General features: G+C 40.0%; 23 protein-coding genes and 1 riboswitch. Of the genes, 3 read left to right on the top strand and 20 right to left on the bottom strand.

Features of this window, described 5'->3' with window-relative positions; genetic code table 11:
- Positions 1-39 precede the first annotated feature (39 nt).
- Together ACZ5QH_RS00920 and ACZ5QH_RS00915 are read right to left on the bottom strand one after the other, a co-directional pair.
- Complete coding sequence (locus ACZ5QH_RS00920) at positions 40-639, bottom strand: alpha/beta fold hydrolase (RefSeq protein WP_303576952.1); 600 nt, start codon at positions 637-639, stop codon at positions 40-42.
- 26 nt (positions 640-665) lie between these two features.
- Positions 666-1,307: a glutathione S-transferase family protein gene (locus tag ACZ5QH_RS00915; protein ID WP_004718584.1), complete on the bottom strand. Its 642-nt coding sequence runs from the start codon at positions 1,305-1,307 to the stop codon at positions 666-668.
- Positions 1,308-1,442: 135 nt separating this feature from the next.
- Here ACZ5QH_RS00915 and ACZ5QH_RS00910 point away from each other — a divergent pair, with 135 nt between their 5' ends.
- Complete coding sequence (locus ACZ5QH_RS00910) at positions 1,443-1,889, top strand: surface-adhesin E family protein (protein ID WP_004718586.1); 447 nt, start codon at positions 1,443-1,445, stop codon at positions 1,887-1,889.
- A gap of 125 nt (positions 1,890-2,014) precedes the next feature.
- On the opposite strand, the gene ACZ5QH_RS00905 is transcribed toward ACZ5QH_RS00910, so the two are convergent.
- The 6 genes from ACZ5QH_RS00905 to ACZ5QH_RS00880 form a co-directional block, all read right to left on the bottom strand.
- Entirely contained in the window at positions 2,015-2,413 is a 399-nt protein-coding gene (locus ACZ5QH_RS00905; protein WP_004718587.1) for an OsmC family protein, read from the bottom strand.
- A 157-nt stretch (positions 2,414-2,570) separates the two neighbouring features.
- The gene (locus tag ACZ5QH_RS00900; RefSeq protein ID WP_034611289.1) at positions 2,571-3,518 is read right to left on the bottom strand and encodes a pirin family protein; all 948 of its coding nucleotides are present in this window, start codon (positions 3,516-3,518) and stop codon (positions 2,571-2,573) included.
- 263 nt (positions 3,519-3,781) lie between these two features.
- On the bottom strand, positions 3,782-4,105 hold the full coding sequence (locus ACZ5QH_RS00895) for a DUF2798 domain-containing protein (protein WP_004818412.1): 324 nt from the start codon (positions 4,103-4,105) through the stop codon (positions 3,782-3,784).
- Positions 4,098-4,400: a DUF3861 domain-containing protein gene (locus tag ACZ5QH_RS00890; protein ID WP_004818410.1), complete on the bottom strand. Its 303-nt coding sequence runs from the start codon at positions 4,398-4,400 to the stop codon at positions 4,098-4,100. Before ACZ5QH_RS00890 ends, ACZ5QH_RS00895 begins: the two co-directional genes overlap by 8 nt.
- Positions 4,401-4,435: 35 nt before the next feature.
- Positions 4,436-4,831 carry a Fur family transcriptional regulator gene (locus tag ACZ5QH_RS00885; RefSeq protein WP_056517184.1) on the bottom strand — a complete coding sequence of 132 codons (396 nt, stop codon included), beginning with the start codon at positions 4,829-4,831 and terminating at the stop codon, positions 4,436-4,438.
- A gap of 38 nt (positions 4,832-4,869) precedes the next feature.
- Complete coding sequence (locus ACZ5QH_RS00880) at positions 4,870-5,412, bottom strand: PadR family transcriptional regulator (protein WP_244014666.1); 543 nt, start codon at positions 5,410-5,412, stop codon at positions 4,870-4,872.
- A gap of 377 nt (positions 5,413-5,789) precedes the next feature.
- Between ACZ5QH_RS00880 and ACZ5QH_RS00875 the strand changes: the two genes are divergently transcribed.
- Positions 5,790-6,551 carry a putative porin gene (locus ACZ5QH_RS00875; protein WP_303576953.1) on the top strand — a complete coding sequence of 254 codons (762 nt, stop codon included), beginning with the start codon at positions 5,790-5,792 and terminating at the stop codon, positions 6,549-6,551.
- 70 nt (positions 6,552-6,621) lie between these two features.
- Here ACZ5QH_RS00875 and ACZ5QH_RS00870 read toward each other — a convergent pair whose 3' ends face one another.
- The 12 genes from ACZ5QH_RS00870 to ACZ5QH_RS00815 all read right to left on the bottom strand — a co-directional run bounded on the left by ACZ5QH_RS00870 (position 6,622) and on the right by ACZ5QH_RS00815 (position 21,221).
- Positions 6,622-6,867 (bottom strand): thioredoxin domain-containing protein, encoded by a 246-nt coding sequence (locus tag ACZ5QH_RS00870; RefSeq protein ID WP_303576954.1) that lies wholly within the window; start codon positions 6,865-6,867, stop codon positions 6,622-6,624.
- A 72-nt stretch (positions 6,868-6,939) separates the two neighbouring features.
- Positions 6,940-7,104, bottom strand: a complete 165-nt coding sequence (locus tag ACZ5QH_RS00865; RefSeq protein WP_303576955.1) for a hypothetical protein — start codon at positions 7,102-7,104, stop codon at positions 6,940-6,942.
- 268 nt (positions 7,105-7,372) lie between these two features.
- Positions 7,373-9,076: a single-stranded-DNA-specific exonuclease RecJ gene (recJ, locus tag ACZ5QH_RS00860; RefSeq protein ID WP_303576956.1), complete on the bottom strand. Its 1,704-nt coding sequence runs from the start codon at positions 9,074-9,076 to the stop codon at positions 7,373-7,375.
- Complete coding sequence (gene pdxH, locus ACZ5QH_RS00855) at positions 9,077-9,733, bottom strand: pyridoxamine 5'-phosphate oxidase (RefSeq protein ID WP_224964561.1); 657 nt, start codon at positions 9,731-9,733, stop codon at positions 9,077-9,079. It lies immediately after the preceding gene.
- 32 nt (positions 9,734-9,765) lie between these two features.
- Positions 9,766-11,097, bottom strand: coding sequence for a phosphoglucosamine mutase (gene glmM / locus ACZ5QH_RS00850; RefSeq protein ID WP_004818404.1), 1,332 nt, complete (start codon positions 11,095-11,097; stop codon positions 9,766-9,768).
- A 118-nt stretch (positions 11,098-11,215) separates the two neighbouring features.
- A complete protein-coding gene (gene guaB, locus ACZ5QH_RS00845) occupies positions 11,216-12,682 on the bottom strand; it encodes an IMP dehydrogenase (RefSeq protein ID WP_004718605.1) in 1,467 nt (488 codons plus the stop codon).
- 223 nt (positions 12,683-12,905) lie between these two features.
- Complete coding sequence (locus ACZ5QH_RS00840; protein WP_081407361.1) at positions 12,906-13,271, bottom strand: YkgJ family cysteine cluster protein; 366 nt, start codon at positions 13,269-13,271, stop codon at positions 12,906-12,908.
- A gap of 89 nt (positions 13,272-13,360) precedes the next feature.
- The gene (locus ACZ5QH_RS00835; protein WP_004718609.1) at positions 13,361-14,158 is read right to left on the bottom strand and encodes an oxygen-binding di-iron domain-containing protein; all 798 of its coding nucleotides are present in this window, start codon (positions 14,156-14,158) and stop codon (positions 13,361-13,363) included.
- Positions 14,159-14,371: 213 nt separating this feature from the next.
- Entirely contained in the window at positions 14,372-14,950 is a 579-nt protein-coding gene (locus tag ACZ5QH_RS00830; protein ID WP_004818402.1) for a TMEM165/GDT1 family protein, read from the bottom strand.
- Between the two features lie 88 nt (positions 14,951-15,038).
- A riboswitch (yybP-ykoY riboswitch) is annotated at positions 15,039-15,196 on the bottom strand.
- A gap of 362 nt (positions 15,197-15,558) precedes the next feature.
- Positions 15,559-17,544 carry a 2-oxo acid dehydrogenase subunit E2 gene (locus ACZ5QH_RS00825; protein WP_244015942.1) on the bottom strand — a complete coding sequence of 662 codons (1,986 nt, stop codon included), beginning with the start codon at positions 17,542-17,544 and terminating at the stop codon, positions 15,559-15,561.
- Positions 17,545-17,546: 2 nt separating this feature from the next.
- A complete protein-coding gene (gene aceE / locus ACZ5QH_RS00820) occupies positions 17,547-20,255 on the bottom strand; it encodes a pyruvate dehydrogenase (acetyl-transferring), homodimeric type (protein WP_004818397.1) in 2,709 nt (902 codons plus the stop codon).
- A gap of 288 nt (positions 20,256-20,543) precedes the next feature.
- Positions 20,544-21,221 (bottom strand): M23 family metallopeptidase, encoded by a 678-nt coding sequence (locus ACZ5QH_RS00815; RefSeq protein ID WP_004718614.1) that lies wholly within the window; start codon positions 21,219-21,221, stop codon positions 20,544-20,546.
- A 105-nt stretch (positions 21,222-21,326) separates the two neighbouring features.
- Between ACZ5QH_RS00815 and ACZ5QH_RS00810 the strand changes: the two genes are divergently transcribed.
- Complete coding sequence (locus ACZ5QH_RS00810) at positions 21,327-21,776, top strand: hypothetical protein (RefSeq protein ID WP_034611264.1); 450 nt, start codon at positions 21,327-21,329, stop codon at positions 21,774-21,776.
- The last annotated feature ends 75 nt before the right edge of the window (positions 21,777-21,851 follow it).

Raw genomic sequence — 21,851 nt, 5'->3', positions numbered from 1 at the left:
ATAAATGAAAAAGACATGTGCGACTTCAGCGTAAATCTTTTACTTTATATCAGAAATAAAATCGTGAATTAATCTAGCCACTTGATTGGCGTGTACATTGGCCAAATCATGTTCCCCTTGTTCAATGATATGCAATCTGGAATGCTGGATTTTTTCATGCAAATACTTACCCACACCCACAGGGCTAATGGGATCTGCATCGCCCCAGAGCAACAGGACTGGGCACGCTATTTTGTATAATAAATCATCTAAATGGGATTGATGATCGACAAACCAATTGGGCAACGCAAATGTTTGCTGGTAATCGCCTCGCCAATCGGCAACCTGAAAGGGGCTTAAATCAATTCCACCAGAGCTTGCAACCAAAACCAAAGCTTTGATCAATTCAGGTTTTTGTAGTGCTGCTTGAACTGCAAAAACCCCTCCCATAGATTGAGCAATCACAATGCAGGGCTGTTGAATTTGGTCGAGAATATAATCCTGCAAATCGTCAAAACTATCAATATGCGGATGCTCTGGATGCCCAGCAAAACTTGGATAGGCCATCACTGTTTTTTGATGATCGGCTGAAAGCTGCTGCATAACAGGTTGCCAAAACGCTGTACTTCCCGATGCACCTGGTAAAAAAATTAAATGCATTCACCCATCACCTTGATATACAAAATTTAATCATCACTCTTTAGTTTAGCGCGTTGAAAAGCAGGACGCTGCTGAATTCGTTCAGCATATGCAGCCAGTCGAGGGGTTTTATTTTTGGTACGTTGTTGCATGGCAATCACGGGAAAACTCATTTGAATGTCGGCAAACGAAAACTCACCTGCGGCATAGTCATGTTGACTAAAATAAGCTTCCAAAAAGGCTGCATGTTCTTTTAAACGAGGATTGCTAAAGCCGCCACGGACGCCTTCTGAAATTTTCTTTGCAATCGGGCGAATTAAAAAAGGAACATGTTTTGGCATATTGGTCATCACCAATGTCATCAACAAATAAGGCATTAAAGAACCTTCGGCATAATGCATCCAGTAGTTATATTGCATTAAGTCTTTAGGATTCTGAGGCTTAAACTGATTTTTTGTATCATAGGTTGCTTGAAGATAGTCCAAAATCACAGCAGATTCTGCAATGGTTAAATCGCCATCGGTCAATACAGGTGACTTTCCAAGCGGATGAACTGCTTTTAACTCAGGGGGCGCAGCGAAAGTAGGCAAGCGCTTATAGTGCTTAATCTGATATTCAAGTCCCAGCTCTTCTAAAGCCCAAATAATACGGAGTGAACGAGATTGATCTAGGTGATGTAATGTAATCATTGTATTGCCTCAGTTTTTATCCTTCGACTATAAATTGATCTCGACTTTTCAACAATTCTATTACTGTATTTAAATCATTTTTTTATCAACTTTGTTTATACTCTAGATTCAATATTGATTATTCTGAGAATAAAAATGAAGTCACTTATCCCGTTAATTTTCTTCTTTATTTGTTCAAATCTATATGCATATCAACCCAAGCTTATGTTACTGGGATCTCTTGAGAATAAGGGTGAGTCCTTTATTGATGTAAATGCACATCAAAAAATTCGTGATTCGTTTAAGCAAGCTGTCATCTATGAAAAATATGCCAACCCTATTAAAGATGAGCAAGGTGCAACATATCAATCGGTTATTAAACAGCTTATTGTAGATTGCACAGGAAAAACCATCGCCATTCGGGGCGCTGATTACTTTGCAGGAAAAACATCAAACAGTAAACTAGTGAAAAAATTTGATGACATTACCTTGAGCCATGATGGTGAAACGGGGGCTGCTTTTTATTCCTTTGACGACTTAGAGTTTAAAGCCTTGAATCAAGATAAGTTCTATAACAAAATTTATGCAAACACCTGTAAATAAAAAATAAAAATATTTTTGAATAATCTTACTGGCAGAAAAAAAGATATTTTGTTTTTATACAAAATATCTTTTTACGGATCAAATACAACGACCATCTTTACATAGCGGTTTTTATATAACCGTTTTTAAATAATCGTGGTATTGATTTCCACACTACGCAATAAAGTCTTGGTCACTGGGGTTTTTTGGCAAATGTCTAACACTTTTTGATGCAACTCTTCAGACAACGGAGTGGCAAAAGACAAGCGACGCTCGACCCATTCTTTCCCCTCTTTATTGGCATTAAAATCAGCTTCAACTGTAAACTCACCCAAATCAAGACCTTTGTGTTGAGCATACATACGCAAAGTAATCATGGTACAAGAAATTAAACCTGAACAAATAAAATCATAAGGTGCTAAGCCCTTGTCTTGCCCACCGAATGATTCTGGTTTATCGGTAATCAGTTGATGTTTTCCACTCACCACCTCACCTGACCATGGTTCTGGATAGGTTTTTACCTTTGCATTTGCAATAATTGCCATTTTATTTTCCTTCAATCTTTAAATTTTTAGTGAATGCCCGTTTAAATAAAACTTTGTAAACGCAACACTTGCGCTAAAGGATGAGCAAGCTCGCCTTTAACGCAAATTATTTAGTTTGAATCCCTGTCTAAAAATCGACAATACGCAATGCAGCACATCACTTCGATGCTCGCATCTTGTCTGGGAATGCCGGTGCTTCTAAACGTGGACCATCATAATCAGGGATCGTTCCAAAACGCGCGTCCTGATTTGCCCATTGTTCTGTAGCCGTTTTTAGTTCTTCCTGTGTTCTGCCCACAAGATTCCACCACAGTAAAATAGGCGACTCAAAAGGTTCACCACCTATCAACAGTAAACGCGAGCCTTTTGGTAATTCAACCTCAATCTGTGAAATTCCAGGTTCTATCACCACCATATTGTCACTATTTAAATCATGACCATTTACTGTTGCTTCACCTTCTAATGCCATAAATCCATATTCAAAATGAGGATTCAGTGGAATACGTGTCTTGGTTGATTCTTTTGCAAAAAAATCGATCCCGACTAATTCCGTATGCACTTTGACAGGAGATTTGGTATTCATGAATTCACCGACTAAAACTGTAAATTCAATATGGTCCTGCTCTACGATGGGTAATTCTGGATAATGATCAAACTGCGGTGCCATATTGATCTTATCATCAGGCAATGCAATCCAAAGCTGTGCAGCATGCATTCTCGTTTCAGTATCGGGGGCAACTTCTGTATGGGAAATTCCATAACCCGCCGTCATCAGATTCACTTGTTTAGGACGAATCAATTGTTTAGAGCCGATGCTGTCTGTATGCATCATCGTCCCTTCGATCATCCAAGTGAAGGTTTGTAACCCAATATGCGGGTGCGGTCCAACATCCAATCCATCTCCCTGAGGAAATACGACTGGACCAGCGTGATCTAAAAAGCACCATGCGCCAATCATGCGTTTTTGACGACTGGGTAATGCACGTTTAATGACGGTGCCTTTGCCTATTTCTGCTGAACGGATTGGAAAATCTTGAATAAACTGATTCACATATTTTTCACAATCGTCAGAGTTAGAAATCTCGGTATAGTTGGTATTGGTCATTTTGTTATCCTAAATTTGTCCATCAGCTCAGGACGTTATTGCAACATCTACAATTTCATTTTATTTAGCTTATCGGTTTTATATACATCGACCTATAGCTATCTTAATACGCTGAATACCATGAATAGGACAATAATAGTTTGGTTTTTGTTATGCAGTTTCTGATTACAAGATCTGGGAGCAATACTTTACCAAGTTGAATATTCTCTGAAATGTTTATAGGCCCGTCATCACCCTATAGCATGTTCAAAGCCTTGATCGAATTAAGCAGAAGGTGGTGGCGTAAGATCTACAAATAAGCCTGTGAAACGGCGAACCAAAGGTAAAAAAATTAATACTGTGGGAAAGGCAATCATCCATGAAAATAGCCAGACGCTAAACCATTTTGCAAAAAATCCATCGAACCACCCCACATTTTTCCATAAATTAATCATGGAAATGGTCGCACTCATCAAAGCTGAGAGTATAAACGGCATAATCCACCCTGCATATTTTGCTGGTAATTTCGGAATTCCAGCAAAAATCATGGCAGGTTTATGTTGATCGCGTCTATTTTCGATCTTGATCTCTGGTTTTAAATCAGGCATTTTTCTTGACGTTCTGCTTTAGGTTTTTCATAAATTGTTTAACTGCGGGTTCAAAGTCTTGAAATAGCACATGATCACGGTGGGTAATCATCACCTCTAAAAAGAGTTTTAGCCCTACCGCAAACGCTTTAGTGGTTTCTTCATCAAAAAACTCAGCAGCTTTTAAGCGCTCTACGATTTGGAAAATATCATCGTGATTACCCACATTAAATTCGATATTTTCATCGTAGGTTGACGGATGACCTTGCGCATCTGCAAGATGTTGAACAGTTACATAATATTGATGTTGTTTCATAAGATTTCTCTAACTTATTAAATATTCGGCTGGGTTTAATGAAGGGTCGTACTAAATTTAATATCCAAAACATCAATATCAAACGCTTGAAAAACCTGTTCCAGTGAAGCGATCAAAGACGCTTTATTGATCTGGGTTAGGTCGGCACATTGGATATTAAGTGACTCCACTTCGGATAAATAAGGTAAAGCATATTTGGCTTCATCTCTGCCATGCAGATTTTGCGTAATCAAACCCACTTTCTCTAAATCACTCACCACTCGATATATGGTCGATAAGCTGATCTGCTTATTTTGTACATATAACTGCTGATAAATCTGCTTTGCTGTCAGTTGTGTTTTTTGGTCCAACAGCGCTTTGAATACAATCACTCTTGCTTGGGTCACTTTTAAATTTGCATGACGCAGCTTTTGTTGTACCTCAATACTCATGTCTCACCTAAACCTTCTATTGCCTTATTATTGCATTGTTATAAACGTCCAATTTCTACTGCAGCTTGATCAATTTTTTCAGCGACTTGTCTAACTTGCTCCGCATCAAAATCTTTACCCTTGAGCTTTAGGCGTAATGATGTTTTTAAGTTTTCCATCGCACGATGAATATCCAAATATTGGTCGTTTTCATGAATTTCGCGTCGAGTTTCTAAACGCTCTAATAAGTGTTGGATATGCGCATGCTGCTCTTTTAAATGTAATTTTCCAGCATCAGTAATCTGATATTGCTTACGATCACCTTCTGTATTTTCAGCATGCACAAAACCAATTTCTTCAAGATAGGTCAGGGTTGGATAGATTGTGCCTGAACTTGGAGTATAGCCCCCACCGACCAGATCACTGATGGCTTTGATAATTTCATAACCATGCTTTGGCTGTTGCTGTATCAGATGTAAAACCAAAAGCTTCATTTTACCTGATTCAAACAACCGACCTCGTCGCCCACCATAGCCTCGTTCGGTATGCTGTTCACGATGCTCAAAATCATGTTGTGAATGATCATGTCGCTCTGATTTCATCTTTATTTTTCTCAAATCGATTAATTTATGCATATTAAGATATATCTTAATAGGTCTTAAGACAAGACGATAGAACAAAATCAATTCTAATATTTTGATAAATAATGAATTAAATAATTTTAAATCGATCTATCTTAAAAAATTAAGACATAAAAAAGACCGATTAAAAGCCTTTAAACCGAATCTATTGGCTATTTTTATTGTTGTTATGGATTGCTTAAAGCTTGACTCAGTTATCCATTTTTTAAGCATTATTTTTATGTCATGGCGCAGCAAACTTTTAATTTTCAGATCTTTAGCCTTGACATAGAGATTAATTTACATACAATGCGATTTGTAACAAAAAATTAATATTTTTATAACAAAAGGGTCACACAATGTTTAAGAAAACTTTATTTGCTGCATTACTTGCTAGTTCTTTTGGGTCTGCACATGCATACCAAGCTGAAATCGGTGGTTCACTCGGTGTTGTTGACCCAGATAAAGGAGATACATCTACTGGTTTTGCTATTGATGGAACATATTATTTTAACCCTGTTCAAGTTAAAAATAACCCATTAAACGAAGCTGCCTTTCTAGATCGCGCAAGCAACGTAAATGCTGGGATTAGCTATATCGATTATGATGCCTACGATGTAACCGCTTATGGTGTTGGTATTGAATATTTCGTTCCAAATACCGATTTTTATGCAAGTGCTGCTATTGGACGCTCTACAGCTAAGGCCGATCATGTCGATGATTTAGATACAACAACTTACTCTGCAGAAGTAGGTTACTTGCCAATCCCGGGTCTTTTGATTGCAGTGGGTTTAGCAGGCTATGATAATGATTTTAATGATGATATAGATCCAACTATCCGTGCTAAATATGTCACTCAAGTGGGTCGCTATGACATGAATTTTGAAGGTGGTGCAAGCTTTGGTGATACCGATGCTTACAGCGTAGGTACAGATTTATACCTAGATAAAACTTTCAGTGTCGGATTGGCTTATTCAGGTAGCCGCACTGATGGTACTGATGAAGACAGCTTTACAATTCGTGCAAAAAAATTCTTTACTCAACAAATCAGCTTAGAAGGTTCTGTTGATTTTGAAGATGACGATAATATCTATGGTCTTCGCGCTGCTTACCGCTTCTAATTATTGGTAAACTTTAAAAAACCGCTCTTGTATAAGCGGTTTTTTTATCACTAATTAAATAAAGCAGAAATTAATGATTCATTAAAATAACTTTAGGTTTGATCGGGACTTCATTTAACTTGTATTGTACTTTTTTCATCAACCTTAGTAATTCATTAGGATTTTCTTCATTTAAATTAAACGGATGCTCTGAAGTACTACTACGTATATCAGTTTGAATATTTGATTTACTATCCAAAAATAATGTCATCGGAATATAGCGCACACCATACTCTAAACTTAAATCCTCATCCTCATTCACATCGACCTTAATCATGATGAATTTTTTCGAAAGATTTACAACCTCATCATCATAAAATACTTTTCCATATCGCTTAGAAGCACCACATCAGTTAGCATAAAACACCAATAAAATGGGTTTCTTCTCTTGTTCAGCAATCTGTAAGCCTTTTTCATAAGACAGCCAATTAATATTATTTTCGTTCCATTTAATTACATTTGCAAAGGCTGTATTTGAAATCAGAATAAAAAGCACTGCAATCCATATTTTCATTTTTCTAGATTCTTTTAAGCATAAAAAAGCGTTAAACCTATATTAATCTATGACTTAAAGAAGGGAAATAAGTTTCTTTGATGTTTAATCCGCAAATCTAGTTAGAAGCACTACTTTTTATAGTGCAGAGAAAGGCCTTAACTACACAAATGTATTTAAATTTTGAATGTAAGATAAGGCTATACGCGTTCTAAAATGAGATGTATTAACTATTATAGTGGGTATCAAATAGATAAAGCGCTTATATAAGCGCTTCTTTCGCCTAAATTTACTGTTCTAAATGCAGCATTCTTAACTGCAAACTCACATTGCCATTAAATTGATTTTTATCCAATTCATAAACAATACGTACCATATCTTGCATAGGATCAAAATTGAATTTATCACGTACATTAAAGGCAATCGCATCAATCGGTTGGCCATTTTCCAAAGCTAAACGCAATTTCAGATGCACTTCCTTTAACCAACGATAATCGATGACTTTAAAACGCCCTTCAAATACCGGTGCAGGAAACTTTTGCCCCCACGGTCCCAATTGCGTCAAAGTATCTACAGTTTGCAGTTGAAATGCCTGAGCAGGTAATTCACCATCCGTCCATAATACCGCTTGGAATAGCGCATCATCTGATTGAGCAACCAACTCAGTAAAACGTTGTTTAAATTCTTCAAAATGTTGCTTTTGAATAGTCAATCCCGCCGCAGCCGCATGCCCACCAAAATGACTAATCAAATCAGGATATTGCTCGGCAACTTTTTCAATACTGTCTCGAATATGAATACCATCAATCGAACGTGCGGAACCTTTGATATGAATCCCATCTTTATCTGCCGCAAATACAATACTGGGGCGATGAAATTGCTCTTTTAAACGGCCTGCCACAATACCAATCACCCCTTGATGCCAATGCTCTTCAAACATGACCAGCGCTGCGGGTAAATGATCTTGATCAAGCTGTAGATTTTCCAGCGCAGCTAAAGCTTCTTGTTTGATCTCCGACTCAACTTGACGGCGTTCTAAGTTTAACTCATTGAGCTGGCGTGCCAAAGCGTGAGCTGTCTGCGTATCGGTTGCCAAAAGACATTCAATACCGATGTCCATGGTTTCCATACGCCCTGCGGCATTAAGACGAGGGCCTAACACAAAACCTAAATCAGAGGCTTTTAACTCAGCAGGATCACGCGCTGCAATGTCTAATAAGGCACTAATCCCAGCACGACATTGATTCTGTTGAATCCGTTTAACTCCTGCATCCACTAAGATACGATTGTTATGGTCGAGGCTGGCAACATCGGCATAAGTGCCCAAAGCAACCAAATCCAAATATTGCGGCATTTTTGCAGCGGACTTCCCCAGTTTTGTCCGATGGCTACTTAACTTTGCCAATAGGTAAAATGCCACGCCGACGCCAGCCAAAGCCTTACTTGGAAATTCGCACCCTAACTGATTTGGGTTAACAACCGCTTCAGCTTGAGGCGTTTCCTTGGTCGTTAAATGGTGATCGGTGATAATCACCTGCATTCCATGTGACTGTGCTTGTGCTACACCTGCATGGCTGGAAATTCCATTGTCGACCGTAATTAATAGATCAGGCTGATATTTTTCAAAAGCCAAATCGGCAATTTTAGGGGTTAGGCCATAACCATATTTAAAACGATCTGGAACAAGGTATTCAACATTGGCCCCCATTTCTCGTAAAGCCAGCATCATCAGTGCGGTACTGGTGGCACCATCTGCATCATAATCACCGACAATCACAATTTTTTTTTCTTGATCTAAAGCTTGATCAATTATTTGAATGGCTTGCTCCAAACCTTTCATTTCTGGTGCAAGTAAATATTTAAGCTTTAAATCTAATTCTTGTTCAGATTGCACACCACGACGGGCTAAAATTTCAGCAATAAAGGGTAACACGCCCTGAAAGTTTTCAGGGCGTGTGATCAATGGTCGTTGTTTAATTTGTAATTTTTGCATTTATGGCATCAAACGTTGTATTGTCCAAGATCCACCTACTTTTTCATAAGTTAGGCGATCATGTAAGCGATTTGGGCGGCCTTGCCAGAATTCATAATACGTCGGCTCTAAACGATAGCCTCCCCAAAATTCGGGTTTAGCCAATTCATTCTTTTCAGCCACTTGATCATACAACGCTTGAAAACGCTGTTGTAAATGTTCACGACTTTCAATCACGCCACTTTGTGGGGTGCTGATATGTGCTGCAATTTGGCTATCACGCGGACGCTTATGATAATAATCTGTAGATTCTTGTTCAGATATTTTCTGAACTTGACCACCCACACGAACCTGACGTTCTAACTCAGGCCAATAGAATAGCAATTCTGCATAAGGATTTTCAGCTAAATCTAAGCCTTTTTGACTGTCATAATTGGTATAAAAATCATAACCAGCCTCGGTAGCACCACGCAATAACACAGTACGCACATGTGGACGCCCTTGTGCATTTGCGGTTGCCAACGACATTGCATAGGGTTCATGCAGTTTTGCTTCTAAAGCCAAATTAAACCAATTGAGAAACTGCGCATGAGGATGAGCATCCACTTGCTCCTCATGGAGTTCACCTTTTTGATAAGTAAGACGAAGCTCACTTAAGTCTTTAATTACATCACGCATGAAGCAAAACCTTCTACAGACGATACAATATTTTAAGCCGCATTTTGACGAACAGCATCTGCTAAATGATTTGCCAAATCAGTTACTTCTTGCAGATTATCGCCTTCTACCATAACACGGATGATCGGTTCCGTCCCTGACTTACGAATTAAAATTCGCCCACGTCCTTTAAGTGTGGCTTCTACTTTATCAAACTCGGCAACCAATGCTGGCACTGCAAATGGGTCAAACATTTGTTCAAGACGAACATTGACCAAAACATTGGGTAAAGTTTTAAAATCTGCAACCAATTCATCTAAAGATTTATTCTGTTCAACCAATACTGTTAACACTTGCAGGGCTGCAATAATTGCATCACCTGTTGTGCTCTTGTCTAAAGTCAAAATATGACCAGATGGTTCGCCACCAGTCACCCAGTTGTTTTCTTCTAAATTTTGCAATACATAGCGATCACCCACTTTAGCACGCACAAAAGGCACTTTGGCTTTTTCAAGTGCCAATTCTAATGCCATGTTACTCATCACTGTACCGACGATACCCGCCGGTTTTTGAGATGCTTGGGTTGCTAAAATATACAGAATATGGTCGCCATCAATCAATTTACCAAAACGGTCGACCAAAACCACACGATCTGCATCGCCATCAAAAGCAATACCTAAATCTGCTTGATGCTCAATCACGGCTTTTTGTAAATTTTCAGGATGTGTTGAACCACAATCCTTATTGATATTTAAACCATCTGGTTCGTTATAAAGCGCAATAACTTTTGCGCCTAATTCACGAAATACTGCTGGACCTACGCTATACGCTGCACCATTGGCGCAATCCACCACAATTTTTAAATGGCGTAAATTGAAATGATATGGGAATGTCGATTTACAAAACTCGATATAACGACCATTGGCATCTTTAACACGTACACTCTTACCTAAGTTTGCGGTGTCTTCAATAATGATATCGTTCTCAAGCTCTCGATTAATCGCATCTTGAATCGTATCTGGGAGCTTTTTCCCTTCATCTGAAAAGAATTTAATTCCATTATCAAAATAAGGGTTATGCGAAGCAGAAATCACGATCCCTAAGTTGGCATGCAATGCACGGGTTAAATGGGCAATTGCAGGGGTCGGCAGCGGTCCAAGCAAATGTACATAAACACCTGCCGCATTGAGACCCGCCTGTAAAGCTGCTTCAAGAATATAACCCGATAAACGGGTATCTTTACCTAAAACCACAATTGGTTTTGATTTTGGGCTAATTTGCTTTAATACTTTCCCTGCCGCAAATCCGAGTTTAAGTGCAAATTCTGGGGTAATTGGGAGTTCACCAAATTTTCCACGAATCCCGTCTGTTCCAAAATAACTCATCTTTTACCCACTTATTATGTGTTGTATAACAATCAATTTTTAAGGTTTACTACTTTACACCAAAATAAAAAAGCCGTCATAAACTGACGGCTTTTTCCAATCAAAATATTACAAAAGATTAACCTACACGATAGTTCGGTGCTTCTTTGGTAATCGTTACATCATGCACATGTGACTCTTGCATACCTGCAGCGGTGATTTTCACAAATTTTGCATTTTGACGTAAATCTTCAATGGTTGCAGAACCGGTATAGCCCATAGATGAACGTAAACCGCCCATCATTTGATGTACGATATTGCCCATTGGACCTTTGTACGGTACGCGGCCTTCAATCCCTTCTGGAACCAATTTTTCAGCGCCTGCTTTCGAGTCTTGGAAATAACGATCGGCAGAACCCGTCGCACCAGCCATTGCACCCAAAGAACCCATACCACGGTATGCTTTGTAATAACGACCTTGGAAGAATTCAACTTCACCAGGCGCTTCTTCAGTACCCGCCATAAGTGAACCCACCATAATTGTGCTTGCACCAGCACCAATCGCTTTTGCCATATCCCCAGAGAAACGGATACCACCATCAGCAATCAATGGAATTTGGTCTTTCAATGCATTGGCAACACTGTCAATTGCAGAGATTTGTGGCATACCAATACCTGCAACGATACGTGTCGTACAGATTGAACCAGGACCAATACCCACTTTCACCGCATCTGCACCTGCATCAAGTAATGCCAAAGCAGCATCACCCGTTGCGATATTACCGCCAATCACTTGAACTTGAGGGAAGTTTGCTTTCACCCAACGGACACGTTCGATCACACCCGCAGAATGACCATGCGCTGTATCCACTACAATCGCATCAACGCCTGCTTCAACCAAAGCTTCAACACGACTTGGGGTTTCAGCGCCAGTACCCACTGCAGCACCAACACGTAAACGACCTAATTCATCTTTACAGCTATTTGGATAAGATTCCGCTTTACGGAAATCTGTAACTGTAATTAAGCCTTTTAATGCATTGCTTTCATCAACCACCAATACTTTTTCAATACGGTGTTTTTGCAATAATGCTTGAATATTTTCTTTCGATTCATTTTCACGAACAGTCACAAGTCGATCTTGCCCTGTCATGATATTGCTTACTGGTTGTTCCAAGTTCGTTACAAAACGAGTATCTCGGCCAGTTACAATCCCAACCACTTTGCCATCTTTAACGACAGGTACACCGCTGATGTTGTTGGCTTGTGTAATTGCCATCAAATCACGAATCGTGGTTTCAGGTGTCACGGTAATTGGATCTTTCACCATTCCCGCTTCGAATTTTTTTACACGGCGAACTTCTGCAGCTTGTGCAGAAATATCCATGTTTTTATGTAAAATACCAATACCACCGTTTTGCGCCATTGCAATCGCCATACGTGACTCAGTCACAGTATCCATTGCTGCTGAAACCATAGGGATGTTCAGTTGAATGCCGCGTGTGAGGCGTGTCTTTAGAGAGACATCTTTTGGGAGGATAGTAGAATAGGCAGGGAGTAATAAGACATCATCGAAGGTTAGCGCTTCTTGAACGATGGTCAACATAACAGTCTCGCTGGTAATTTCCGTGAGCTATTATATACAAATTTCCGTTCAATTTTCATTTTTTATTGTGCCGATTTATCTTATTCTCGATCACACTTTATTTTTCAGTATCTTATTGAAATAAAAATGGGCTTTGAATATAAAATTATCGTGGATTTAACACCACAGTAGACTGTCGACTTACAGTTTCTGCCTTAATATCCTAAATTTTCCCAATGAAGCGTTAACACACCTGATCAAAGTCTTCATCATTGCTGGGGGTAGCGACTTCTATTTCGATCAGGGGAATTAAACCATAGCCTTGTCTTGCTTTTGCACATTGTGAATCCCCAGCATGTACCTGTTTGCATGAAGAACTCCGTTGCTCATACATACTACAGCTGACTTGCTGTCCAATCTCACCCTTTAATGCCACACAACGTGGTTGCTTTTGATTGGTGCCCTGCATACAAGAATACACGGCTGTCAAAGGTTCGACATAATCTGGCGGCATGGCTTCTCCTTCTGCCCAATAAAATGAGACTCGGAAAAAGGCGCAACACGCTCCGCAACTTAAGCACGCATCCTGTGCTGAGATTTGTGACAACATTTTTTTAAGATTCTCGTTATCAATTTAAAATTTTGGCAAGAAAATCCTAAAAAAAGTCGCACTCAAACTCAATATCTTTTTTGAATTTTTTATTGCGGACAGGTAAACACGGACTCATCCATCAAATCGACACCGCATTGTAAATTTTCGATCCAGTCTAAAAACTGATGAATCATCTCTTTACCAATAAACGGCTTACCATGTTGCGGCACAATCATTTCAATATCCATTTGACGCACCATTTTCACCCATAAACGGATCACCCGATTGGTACACATATAGCGCTGATGAAAACCATGCATGGTTGGAATGTGCATTGCAAAATCTTCAATTGGTTTCGAGGCATCATCAACAATCGATGCACCCATATCACCTGAGAATAAAATTTTTGAAATTGGATCGTAAAACTGGAAATTTCCAACGGAATGTAAGAAATGCGCAGGAACTACGATGATGCGCGTTTCTCCCAATGGAATAGAGCCACCTTGGTCAGGCAATTCGATTAGACGTTCTAACCAGCCCCCTTTCATACGGTCACTCATAAATGCTGAGTTTAAATGAGGTAAAAAGCGTGCCCATAATTTAGATGCGACCACTTTGGCATCGGTATAGACCAACCAACGCGGCATTGAGGTAATGATGTCAGGGTCTTGGTGAGATGCCATGACATAGTCTAAATTTTGTAATCGGGTGTATTTATTGAGCTCCATGGTCAGGGGCACATAGGTCAAATCACCGCCCGGATCTAATACTGCTGCACGTTCATTATTTAAAATAAGAAACTGATTGGCTTGTACACCTTCACCTTTCACCAAACTGGTAAAACTTATACATTTATGAGTGCCATTATCAAACAAAACTTGCGACGTGGTGCGATCTAAAGCCATACCAGAAACCCCAAAACCTTTTTTAAAATAAATCTTTAGTTATCCCATACAACATATAAGGTTTTCTTCAAAGTTACAATAAATCTACAACCTAAGTTTAAAGATTATTTGTGTCATCATTCTCAGAATAATAAAAAACCCAACATTAAGTTGGGTTTTCAGCTTTAAAAATAGATGCCTTTATTGATGTTCAATCAGCTTGGAAAATTGCGCTTAAAAAAAGTAATGCTGAACTAAAGCGGCGACACCAATAATAAAGAAGATTGCAGCTCCAATTTTATGAATCAGAGCAATAGGTAATTTATCTGCCAATTTATTGCCAATAAATACAGCAGGTGCATTGACCAACATAATCCCCAATGTCGTACCTAGAGTTACCCAACCGATGCTGTCAAAGCGTGCAGCAAGTGCCACTGTGGCGATTTGGGTTTTATCCCCAATTTCTGCAAGGAAGAATAATACAAAGGTTGCACCAAAGACCCCATATTTTTGCCATTTATTAATACTTTCAGATTCATCATCCAACTCATCTGGAATTAACATCCACCCGGCCATACCAATAAAGCCAAGTGACACAATCCAAAGTAATACTGTCGGGCTAAGGACTGTGGTAATCCACTGACCAAGCACAGCCGATACCCCATGATTGACAATAGTTGCTAATAAAATTGCAAATAAAATAGGAATAGGTTTACGAAAACGTGCAGCAAGAAGTAATGCGAGCAGTTGTGTTTTATCGCCCATTTCGGATAAAGCGACAACCACTAAAGAGATGAGGAAGGCATTTAACATTTCAAAGTCTCTGGCTAGCAATATTTACCGATGACTTACCCCTCCTGCTAGCCAATATGAATAGTCGCCTATTCAACGCGGAGTGATAAATCAAAGGTCTTGCCAACAAAAGATAGCTGAGTAAACACCTTCAGCTAAATTGGTTCTTTGCTATGATGACCATACTCTGTTGAGTAATTATGTTGATCATCACCCATTTATCATCTCGCAGATGACAAACAGCGGCTACTCCCCAATGAAGTACAGCTATTCTACAACGCTTTATCAATCATTTTCAATTTTTAAAAATTAAAAAATTTAAAGCTCAGATAAACTTCAAAAAATATCGTGCCGAAGCATTTTTAATGCCCGCAGAGGATGAATTCAATTTCGTTTCTTCACTAATTTTGAACCCACGATGGTTATCCCATCGTGGGGCGACAGGGATGTCGCCGATTGATTTAATTAAAAATATTAATTAAGAGAAATTATATTCTTGTGCCTGAGTTTTTTGACAGATTGACTATATTGAATAATGACTTTAAAGCAGGTTTGAAAATTATTGATAAAACAAAATCAGATCCATATAAAAAACCTCGCCTAAAGCGAGGTCTTCTATAATTTAAAACTTAAAGCAAGATGTTACGAATATCTGATAACAACTTGGTCAATTTATTGGTAAATCGCGCAGCATCCGCACCATTAATCACACGATGGTCATAAGACAATGACAATGGCAACATCAGTTTTGGATCAAAGCCTGAGCCATTCCATACTGGTTGCATCGTTGCAGGTGAGATACCCAAAATCGCAACTTGCGGCCAGTTCACCAATGGCGTAAATGCAGTACCACCAATTGAACCTAGGCTAGTAATAGTAAAGTTTGCACCTTGTAAGTCTTTCGGAGAAAGTTTCTTATCACGTGCTTTTTTACTTAACTCACCCAATTCAATGGCAATTTGCTTAATCGATTTTTGATCAGGATTACGCAATACTGGAACAGTTAAACCATCTGGTGTCGCCACAGCGATTCCCATATGGATTTCTTTACGCAACAGCACAGACTTTTGATCATCTGCCAAGTGACCTGCAAAATAAGGCTCTTCTTTGAGTAAAAACGCCACCGCTTTTGCAATAAAGGCAAGGATCGTTAAGCTAATACCATCTTGCTTAAATTTCCCTTTTAACTCACCGCGCCAAGCTTCTAGTTCAGTAATATCTGCTAAATCAAATTGTGTCACTTGCGGAATAAAATTGTTTAATGACAATTGCGGTACAGACACTTGCTGTAAACGCGTCATTGGTGCAATTTCACTACCACCAAATGCACTGAAATCTGGTAATGCAGGCAAACCTGAAGCGACTGGCGCAGCAGTTGTTTGAGCTGCTGCTTGCGGTGCAGTCAATTTGGCTTTAACAAAAGCAAAAACATCATCCTTCATCACACGTGCATGAGGGCCAGAGGCCTCGACTTGTGATAAAACCACACCCAGTTCACGCGCAAGCTTACGCACGGCTGGACCAGCATAAACTTTAGCATTTTCAGCTTGTTGTGCTTTAGATAACTTTTCAGTACCCGCTTGAGCAACGGCCACTTCAGCTTTTGGCGTTGAAGCTGTCGTTTTCGCGGCTGGTGCTGATGCAGCTTGTGATGCTGGAGCGGCTGGTTTTTCTTGCGGTGCTGATGCAGTCTGACCTTGTGCTTCAATCGTTACCAAAGCAGTGCCCTGACTTACAGACTGATTCAATTCCACATGGATCGCCGTCACCGTACCAGCAACCGTACTTGGTACTTCTACAGAGGCTTTATCCGACTCAGCAACGCAAAGGCTTTGGTCTTTTTCAACTTGATCGCCTACGCTCACCAAAATTTCAGAAATTGTTGCTTTATCTACACCCAGATCAGGAACAGCAACTTCAACTTTACCCGATTGGGCTGGCGCTGATGCTTCTGGTGCAGCAGCTTGAGTTGGTGTTGCTGACGTTTGTTGAGGCGCTTCAGCAGGTGCTGCCGCCGAAGTCGTTGCAGCCCCTACAGTTTTCACTGTAATCAGTACCACACCTTCTTTAACATTATCGCCTTCTTTGACCACAACACTTTCAACCGTGCCAGCAACTGTACTTGGAACTTCAACCGTTGCTTTATCCGATTCCACTACAACGATGCTGTCATCTACCGCAATTTCGTCGCCCACTTTAACCAGAACTTCGCCGACCAAAGCTTTTTCAACACCAATATCTGGCACTTGAACTTCAACTGTTTGAGATGAAGCTGTCGTAGATGCAGAAGGTGCAACAGACGCCACAGGTTCAGCTTTAGTTTTTACAGCAGGTTCAGTTTTTGCAGCTTCTTGAGCAGGTTGTGCTGGTGATTCTGTCTCTGTTGCATCCGCAGATTCAACTTCGATCAACACAGCACCTTCTGAAACTTCATCGCCTTCCGTAACAGCAATACTTTTAACCACACCTGCTGAAGTGCTTGGCACTTCAACAGAGGCTTTGTCTGACTCAAGTAGAACGATACTGTCATCAACAGCGATGGTATCCCCGACTTTCACCAAGATTTCTGCAACAGTGGCCTTATCAACGCCAATATCAGGAGTTTTAACTTGCATCATTATTTCTCCTCTGTCACTTCAGTATAAGCAGCAACTTCTTGTACAGATGGGTGCGCTTGCGGTAACCATGCAACTGGACGATCAACATCAAGTTCAAATGAAGAGATTGCATCTTTCACCAAACGCGGATCAACTTCACCTTCATCAGCAAGTTTTTTCAATGTTGCAACCACAATATGTGCCGCATCTACACCAAAGTAACTACGCAAATTACTGCGTGTATCTGAACGACCATAACCATCTGTACCCAATGTTACATATGGACGGCTATCTGGAAGATAAGCACGGATCTGTTCGCTATAGGCACGCATATGATCTGTTGCTGAAACAACAATACCATCCGTGTCACGTAATTGCTGAGAAACCCAAGACTCTTTACCGTCTTCAAGTGGATGTAGGCGATTGTATTCTTCAACAGCCATACCATCACGTGCCAATTCATTGAAGCTTGTTACACTCCATACATTGGAATGGATTTGGTATTCATCACGTAAAATTTGCCCAGCTTTAATCACTTCACGCAGAATCACGCCTGAACCCAATAACTGAACTGTGGCTTTTTCATCTTTATTGAACAAGTACATACCACGTTTGATGCCTTCTTCAGCACCTTCAGGCAATGCAGGTTGGTCATAGTTTTCATTCATGAGCGTCAAGTAATAGAACACACGTTCCTGATTCACATACATACGTTGTAAACCATCATGCACAATCACAGCTAACTCATAACCAAAGCAAGGATCATACGCTACACAGTTTGGAATCGTTCCTGCCAAGATATGAGAATGACCATCTTGGTGTTGTAAACCTTCACCATTTAATGTTGTACGACCAGCTGTTGCACCACACAAGAAGCCTTGTGCCTGAGAGTCACCCGCTGCCCATGCAATATCCCCAATACGTTGGAAACCAAACATTGAGTAATACATATACATCGGAATCATTGGTAAGTTATTGGTTGAATAACTGGTACCCAATGCTGACCAAGCGCTCATTGCACCTGCTTCATTGATCCCTTCTTGCAACATGTGACCATCTTTCGCTTCACGATAGTTCATGAGCTGTTCTTGGTCTTCTGGGGTATAGTTTTGTCCATGCGCAGCATAGATCCCCAACTGACGGAACATGCCTTCTAAACCGAAGGTACGCGCTTCATCAGGTACGATAGGCACAACACGGTCTTTAATGGCTTTTTCTTTTAACAATGCTGCAATCAAACGCACCATAACCATCGTGGTTGATTGTTCTTTACCACCACTACCTTTAAGCACGCCATCAAATACTGAAATCTCAGGAATCGCCAATACTTCACTGTCTTTACGACGTGCAGGTAAATAACCACCTAAAGCTTCACGACGTGCTTTCATATATTTCAATTCAGGTGAGTTTTCACCTGGACGATAGAATGGAAGCTCTTCAAGTTGCTCATCAGAGAATGGTAAATTGAAACGGTCACGTACATATTTCAATGAATCGTGTTGCATTTTCTTGATTTGGTGGGTTTTGTTGACAGCTTCAATTTCGTCAGACAAACCATAACCTTTCACTGTTTTCGCTAAGATTACAGTCGGTTGACCATTGCTGGTCATTGCTGCAGCATACGCGGCATACACTTTGTATGGGTCATGACCACCGCGATTCAGATTATCAATATCTTCATCACTTAAGCCTTTTACCAACTCCGCAGCTTCAGGGTATTTACCAAAGAATTTTTCACGGGTATAAGCGCCACCTTTTACTTGGTAGCGTTGGTATTCACCATCTAGCGTTTCATCCATACGGGCTTTTAAAGCACCTGAGGTGTCTTTGTCCAATAAAGGATCCCAATGACGACCCCAGACCACCTTAATCACACGCCAGCCTGCACCACGGAACAGTGACTCTAGCTCTTGAATGATTTTACCGTTACCACGTACAGGACCATCTAGACGCTGTAAGTTACAGTTAACCACCCAGATTAAGTTGTCTAATTTTTCGCGACCCGCAAGCGAGATTGCACCTAAGCTTTCTGGCTCATCCATTTCACCATCGCCAAGATACGCCCAAACCTTACGGTTTTCTTCTTTGATCAAACCACGATTCATCAAGTACTTTTGAATATGCGCTTGATAAATTGACATGATTGGACCAAGGCCCATCGAAACAGTTGGGAACTGCCAGTAATCTGGCATTAAGTAAGGATGAGGATAACTTGAAAGCCCTTGACCACCCACTTCACGACGGAAATTGCTCAATTGATCTTCGGTCAAACGACCTTCTAAAAATGAACGTGCGTAAATACCTGGGGCGCAGTGACCTTGGTAATAGATCATGTCGCCACCAAAGCTATCGCTATTGGCACGGAAGAAATGGTTAAAGCCGACATCATATAGGGTTGCTGAAGACGCGAAACTTGCCAAGTGACCACCTAAGTCATCACCTGTTTTATTGGCACGTAGAACCATTGCCAAAGCATTCCAACGAATTAATGCTCGAATACGACGCTCCATATCTTGGTCGCCTGGCATCGCTGGAGATTCTTCAACTGGAATGGTATTTAAATAAGGGGTATTTAGACGCTGAATAGGTACATGCTTCGAAATTGCTTGTTGATATAATTTTTCTAATAAAAACGCAGCACGATCCGTACCCATATGCTGGAGCACTGAATCAAAGGCATCTTGCCATTCTTGTGTTTCCTGAGCGTCGCTATCACCATAATACGCCATTTCCCACTTACTCCTTGAATAGTTTTCTATATATTATATGTATCATGTTTTAGGCCTGTTAAGTTATCGTTACAGCCAAATGCAGATTGTAAGGATTATTTAGCAACTAAATAGTTGTTGACTAATTAACACTTAAAATAACAAAAAACCGCCAATAAAGGCGGTTTTTTATACAAAATAATTTTTTATTTGATGATAGTCTGAATACAGTATTTAATTCATCGCGACTACGAATTCAACCATGCATACAGAGCATCAATCATAAGCTCAACAATTAAATGTTTAGCGTTATGGCAACATGGCTAAGTAAGAAGATGGATTTTTACGTTGACCATCTTTCACTACTTCGTAATGCAAATGTGGACCTGTGCAACGACCAGTACAACCCACGTTGGCAATATGTTCACCAGCCTTCACCTGATCACCCACACGGGCAATTAGACGTGAAGCATGCGCATAACGTGTGATATAGCCATTGCCATGGTTAATTTCTACATATTGACCATAACCAGTGCCCCAACCAGACTTGGTTACGATACCAGGACCTGTTGCATAAATTGGTGTACCACTTGGTGCTGAAAGATCTAAACCAGAATGATGTTCGGCACGACCACCCATTGTACGACCACCAAAATCAGAGCTTACGCGCTTCATGTCTGGAAGAGGATGAGTGACTAACCAAGAATATGGAGAGTTTGCAGTATAACGAGAAGCAGAGTTTGCGCTAGAACCGTATTTTTTAGCGATACTTGCATTGTTTAACTCGATTGGCGCATCCTGGCTACGTAAAGTAATATTCATCTTTGCTGAAGCAGGAAGATCTAAATCATCTGGATTATAAGAGCCTTGAGATAGAGTCTTGGATAATTGTTCTAAACGATCTGGTGATTGAACCAAGTCTGCAAATGCAGCGGTTGCAGCGGAAGCTGCTAAAGTAAAAGCCAATAAAATACGTCGCGTATGCATAAAAACCTCTTTAACTGTTCTTAGTCAAGTTTCTTGAGTGATCTCATCCTTGATATCTATCGAAATGAGCGCTTAAGATAGGACATAAATATGTAGGAACCATGTATGTCTGAACCAAAAAACGTCTTTCAACCAACAAGACAACACTTAAAAACAGGAAACTTATCGTTTCTTACAAAGCAAGTTGCCGAATGGCAAAAACTTACTAAATTAATTCAACCGCTACTTCCTCAACCTGAGAATTGGCGAGTTGTCTGTTATCAATACGGTATTTTGACCATCACCGGTGAAAATCAAGCCATGATTAGTCAACTCGGTTATCTTCAAAAACAGTATATTTCTCAATTATCACAAATCAACGAACTTCGTGATTTACAAAAACTGCAAGTTCGTTTACGTATTCAAAACAGCAATACTGAAACACCCCCACAACGCCATAAAACTGTAAAAAGCATACAACCTGCAACATCTGAAATGTTACAAAATGCCGCTAGTTTTGTGAGCGACCCTAAGCTTAGCCAAGCTTTACTACGTTTGGCAAGCAATAAAAAGTAAACTGATTAGATTAAATTAAGATTAAAACTGATCAAAATATGACAGATATCACACTTTTTATTGTTACACTATAAC

Source organism: Acinetobacter sp. Ac8 (genome assembly GCF_055392545.1).
The sequence above is the reverse complement of the archived record's forward strand: the minus strand, read 5'-3'. Positions and strand labels throughout refer to the sequence as shown.

Bases quoted from the DNA above. Each gene is read 5' to 3' on its own strand.
- ACZ5QH_RS00920 (WP_303576952.1), bottom strand. From the start codon at position 639: ATGCATTTAATTTTTTTACCAGGTGCATCGGGAAGTACAGCGTTTTGG.
- ACZ5QH_RS00915 (WP_004718584.1), bottom strand. From the start codon at position 1,307: ATGATTACATTACATCACCTAGATCAATCTCGTTCACTCCGTATTATT.
- ACZ5QH_RS00910 (WP_004718586.1), top strand. From the start codon at position 1,443: ATGAAGTCACTTATCCCGTTAATTTTCTTCTTTATTTGTTCAAATCTA.
- ACZ5QH_RS00905 (WP_004718587.1), bottom strand. From the start codon at position 2,413: ATGGCAATTATTGCAAATGCAAAGGTAAAAACCTATCCAGAACCATGG.
- ACZ5QH_RS00900 (WP_034611289.1), bottom strand. From the start codon at position 3,518: ATGACCAATACCAACTATACCGAGATTTCTAACTCTGACGATTGTGAA.
- ACZ5QH_RS00895 (WP_004818412.1), bottom strand. From the start codon at position 4,105: ATGCCTGATTTAAAACCAGAGATCAAGATCGAAAATAGACGCGATCAA.
- ACZ5QH_RS00890 (WP_004818410.1), bottom strand. From the start codon at position 4,400: ATGAAACAACATCAATATTATGTAACTGTTCAACATCTTGCAGATGCG.
- ACZ5QH_RS00885 (WP_056517184.1), bottom strand. From the start codon at position 4,831: ATGAGTATTGAGGTACAACAAAAGCTGCGTCATGCAAATTTAAAAGTG.
- ACZ5QH_RS00880 (WP_244014666.1), bottom strand. From the start codon at position 5,412: ATGAAATCAGAGCGACATGATCATTCACAACATGATTTTGAGCATCGT.
- ACZ5QH_RS00875 (WP_303576953.1), top strand. From the start codon at position 5,790: ATGTTTAAGAAAACTTTATTTGCTGCATTACTTGCTAGTTCTTTTGGG.
- ACZ5QH_RS00870 (WP_303576954.1), bottom strand. From the start codon at position 6,867: ATGATTAAGGTCGATGTGAATGAGGATGAGGATTTAAGTTTAGAGTAT.
- ACZ5QH_RS00865 (WP_303576955.1), bottom strand. From the start codon at position 7,104: ATGAAAATATGGATTGCAGTGCTTTTTATTCTGATTTCAAATACAGCC.
- recJ (WP_303576956.1), bottom strand. From the start codon at position 9,076: ATGCAAAAATTACAAATTAAACAACGACCATTGATCACACGCCCTGAA.
- pdxH (WP_224964561.1), bottom strand. From the start codon at position 9,733: ATGCGTGATGTAATTAAAGACTTAAGTGAGCTTCGTCTTACTTATCAA.
- glmM (WP_004818404.1), bottom strand. From the start codon at position 11,097: ATGAGTTATTTTGGAACAGACGGGATTCGTGGAAAATTTGGTGAACTC.
- guaB (WP_004718605.1), bottom strand. From the start codon at position 12,682: ATGTTGACCATCGTTCAAGAAGCGCTAACCTTCGATGATGTCTTATTA.
- ACZ5QH_RS00840 (WP_081407361.1), bottom strand. From the start codon at position 13,271: ATGTTGTCACAAATCTCAGCACAGGATGCGTGCTTAAGTTGCGGAGCG.
- ACZ5QH_RS00835 (WP_004718609.1), bottom strand. From the start codon at position 14,158: ATGGCTTTAGATCGCACCACGTCGCAAGTTTTGTTTGATAATGGCACT.
- ACZ5QH_RS00830 (WP_004818402.1), bottom strand. From the start codon at position 14,950: ATGTTAAATGCCTTCCTCATCTCTTTAGTGGTTGTCGCTTTATCCGAA.
- ACZ5QH_RS00825 (WP_244015942.1), bottom strand. From the start codon at position 17,544: ATGCAAGTTAAAACTCCTGATATTGGCGTTGATAAGGCCACTGTTGCA.
- aceE (WP_004818397.1), bottom strand. From the start codon at position 20,255: ATGGCGTATTATGGTGATAGCGACGCTCAGGAAACACAAGAATGGCAA.
- ACZ5QH_RS00815 (WP_004718614.1), bottom strand. From the start codon at position 21,221: ATGCATACGCGACGTATTTTATTGGCTTTTACTTTAGCAGCTTCCGCT.
- ACZ5QH_RS00810 (WP_034611264.1), top strand. From the start codon at position 21,327: ATGTCTGAACCAAAAAACGTCTTTCAACCAACAAGACAACACTTAAAA.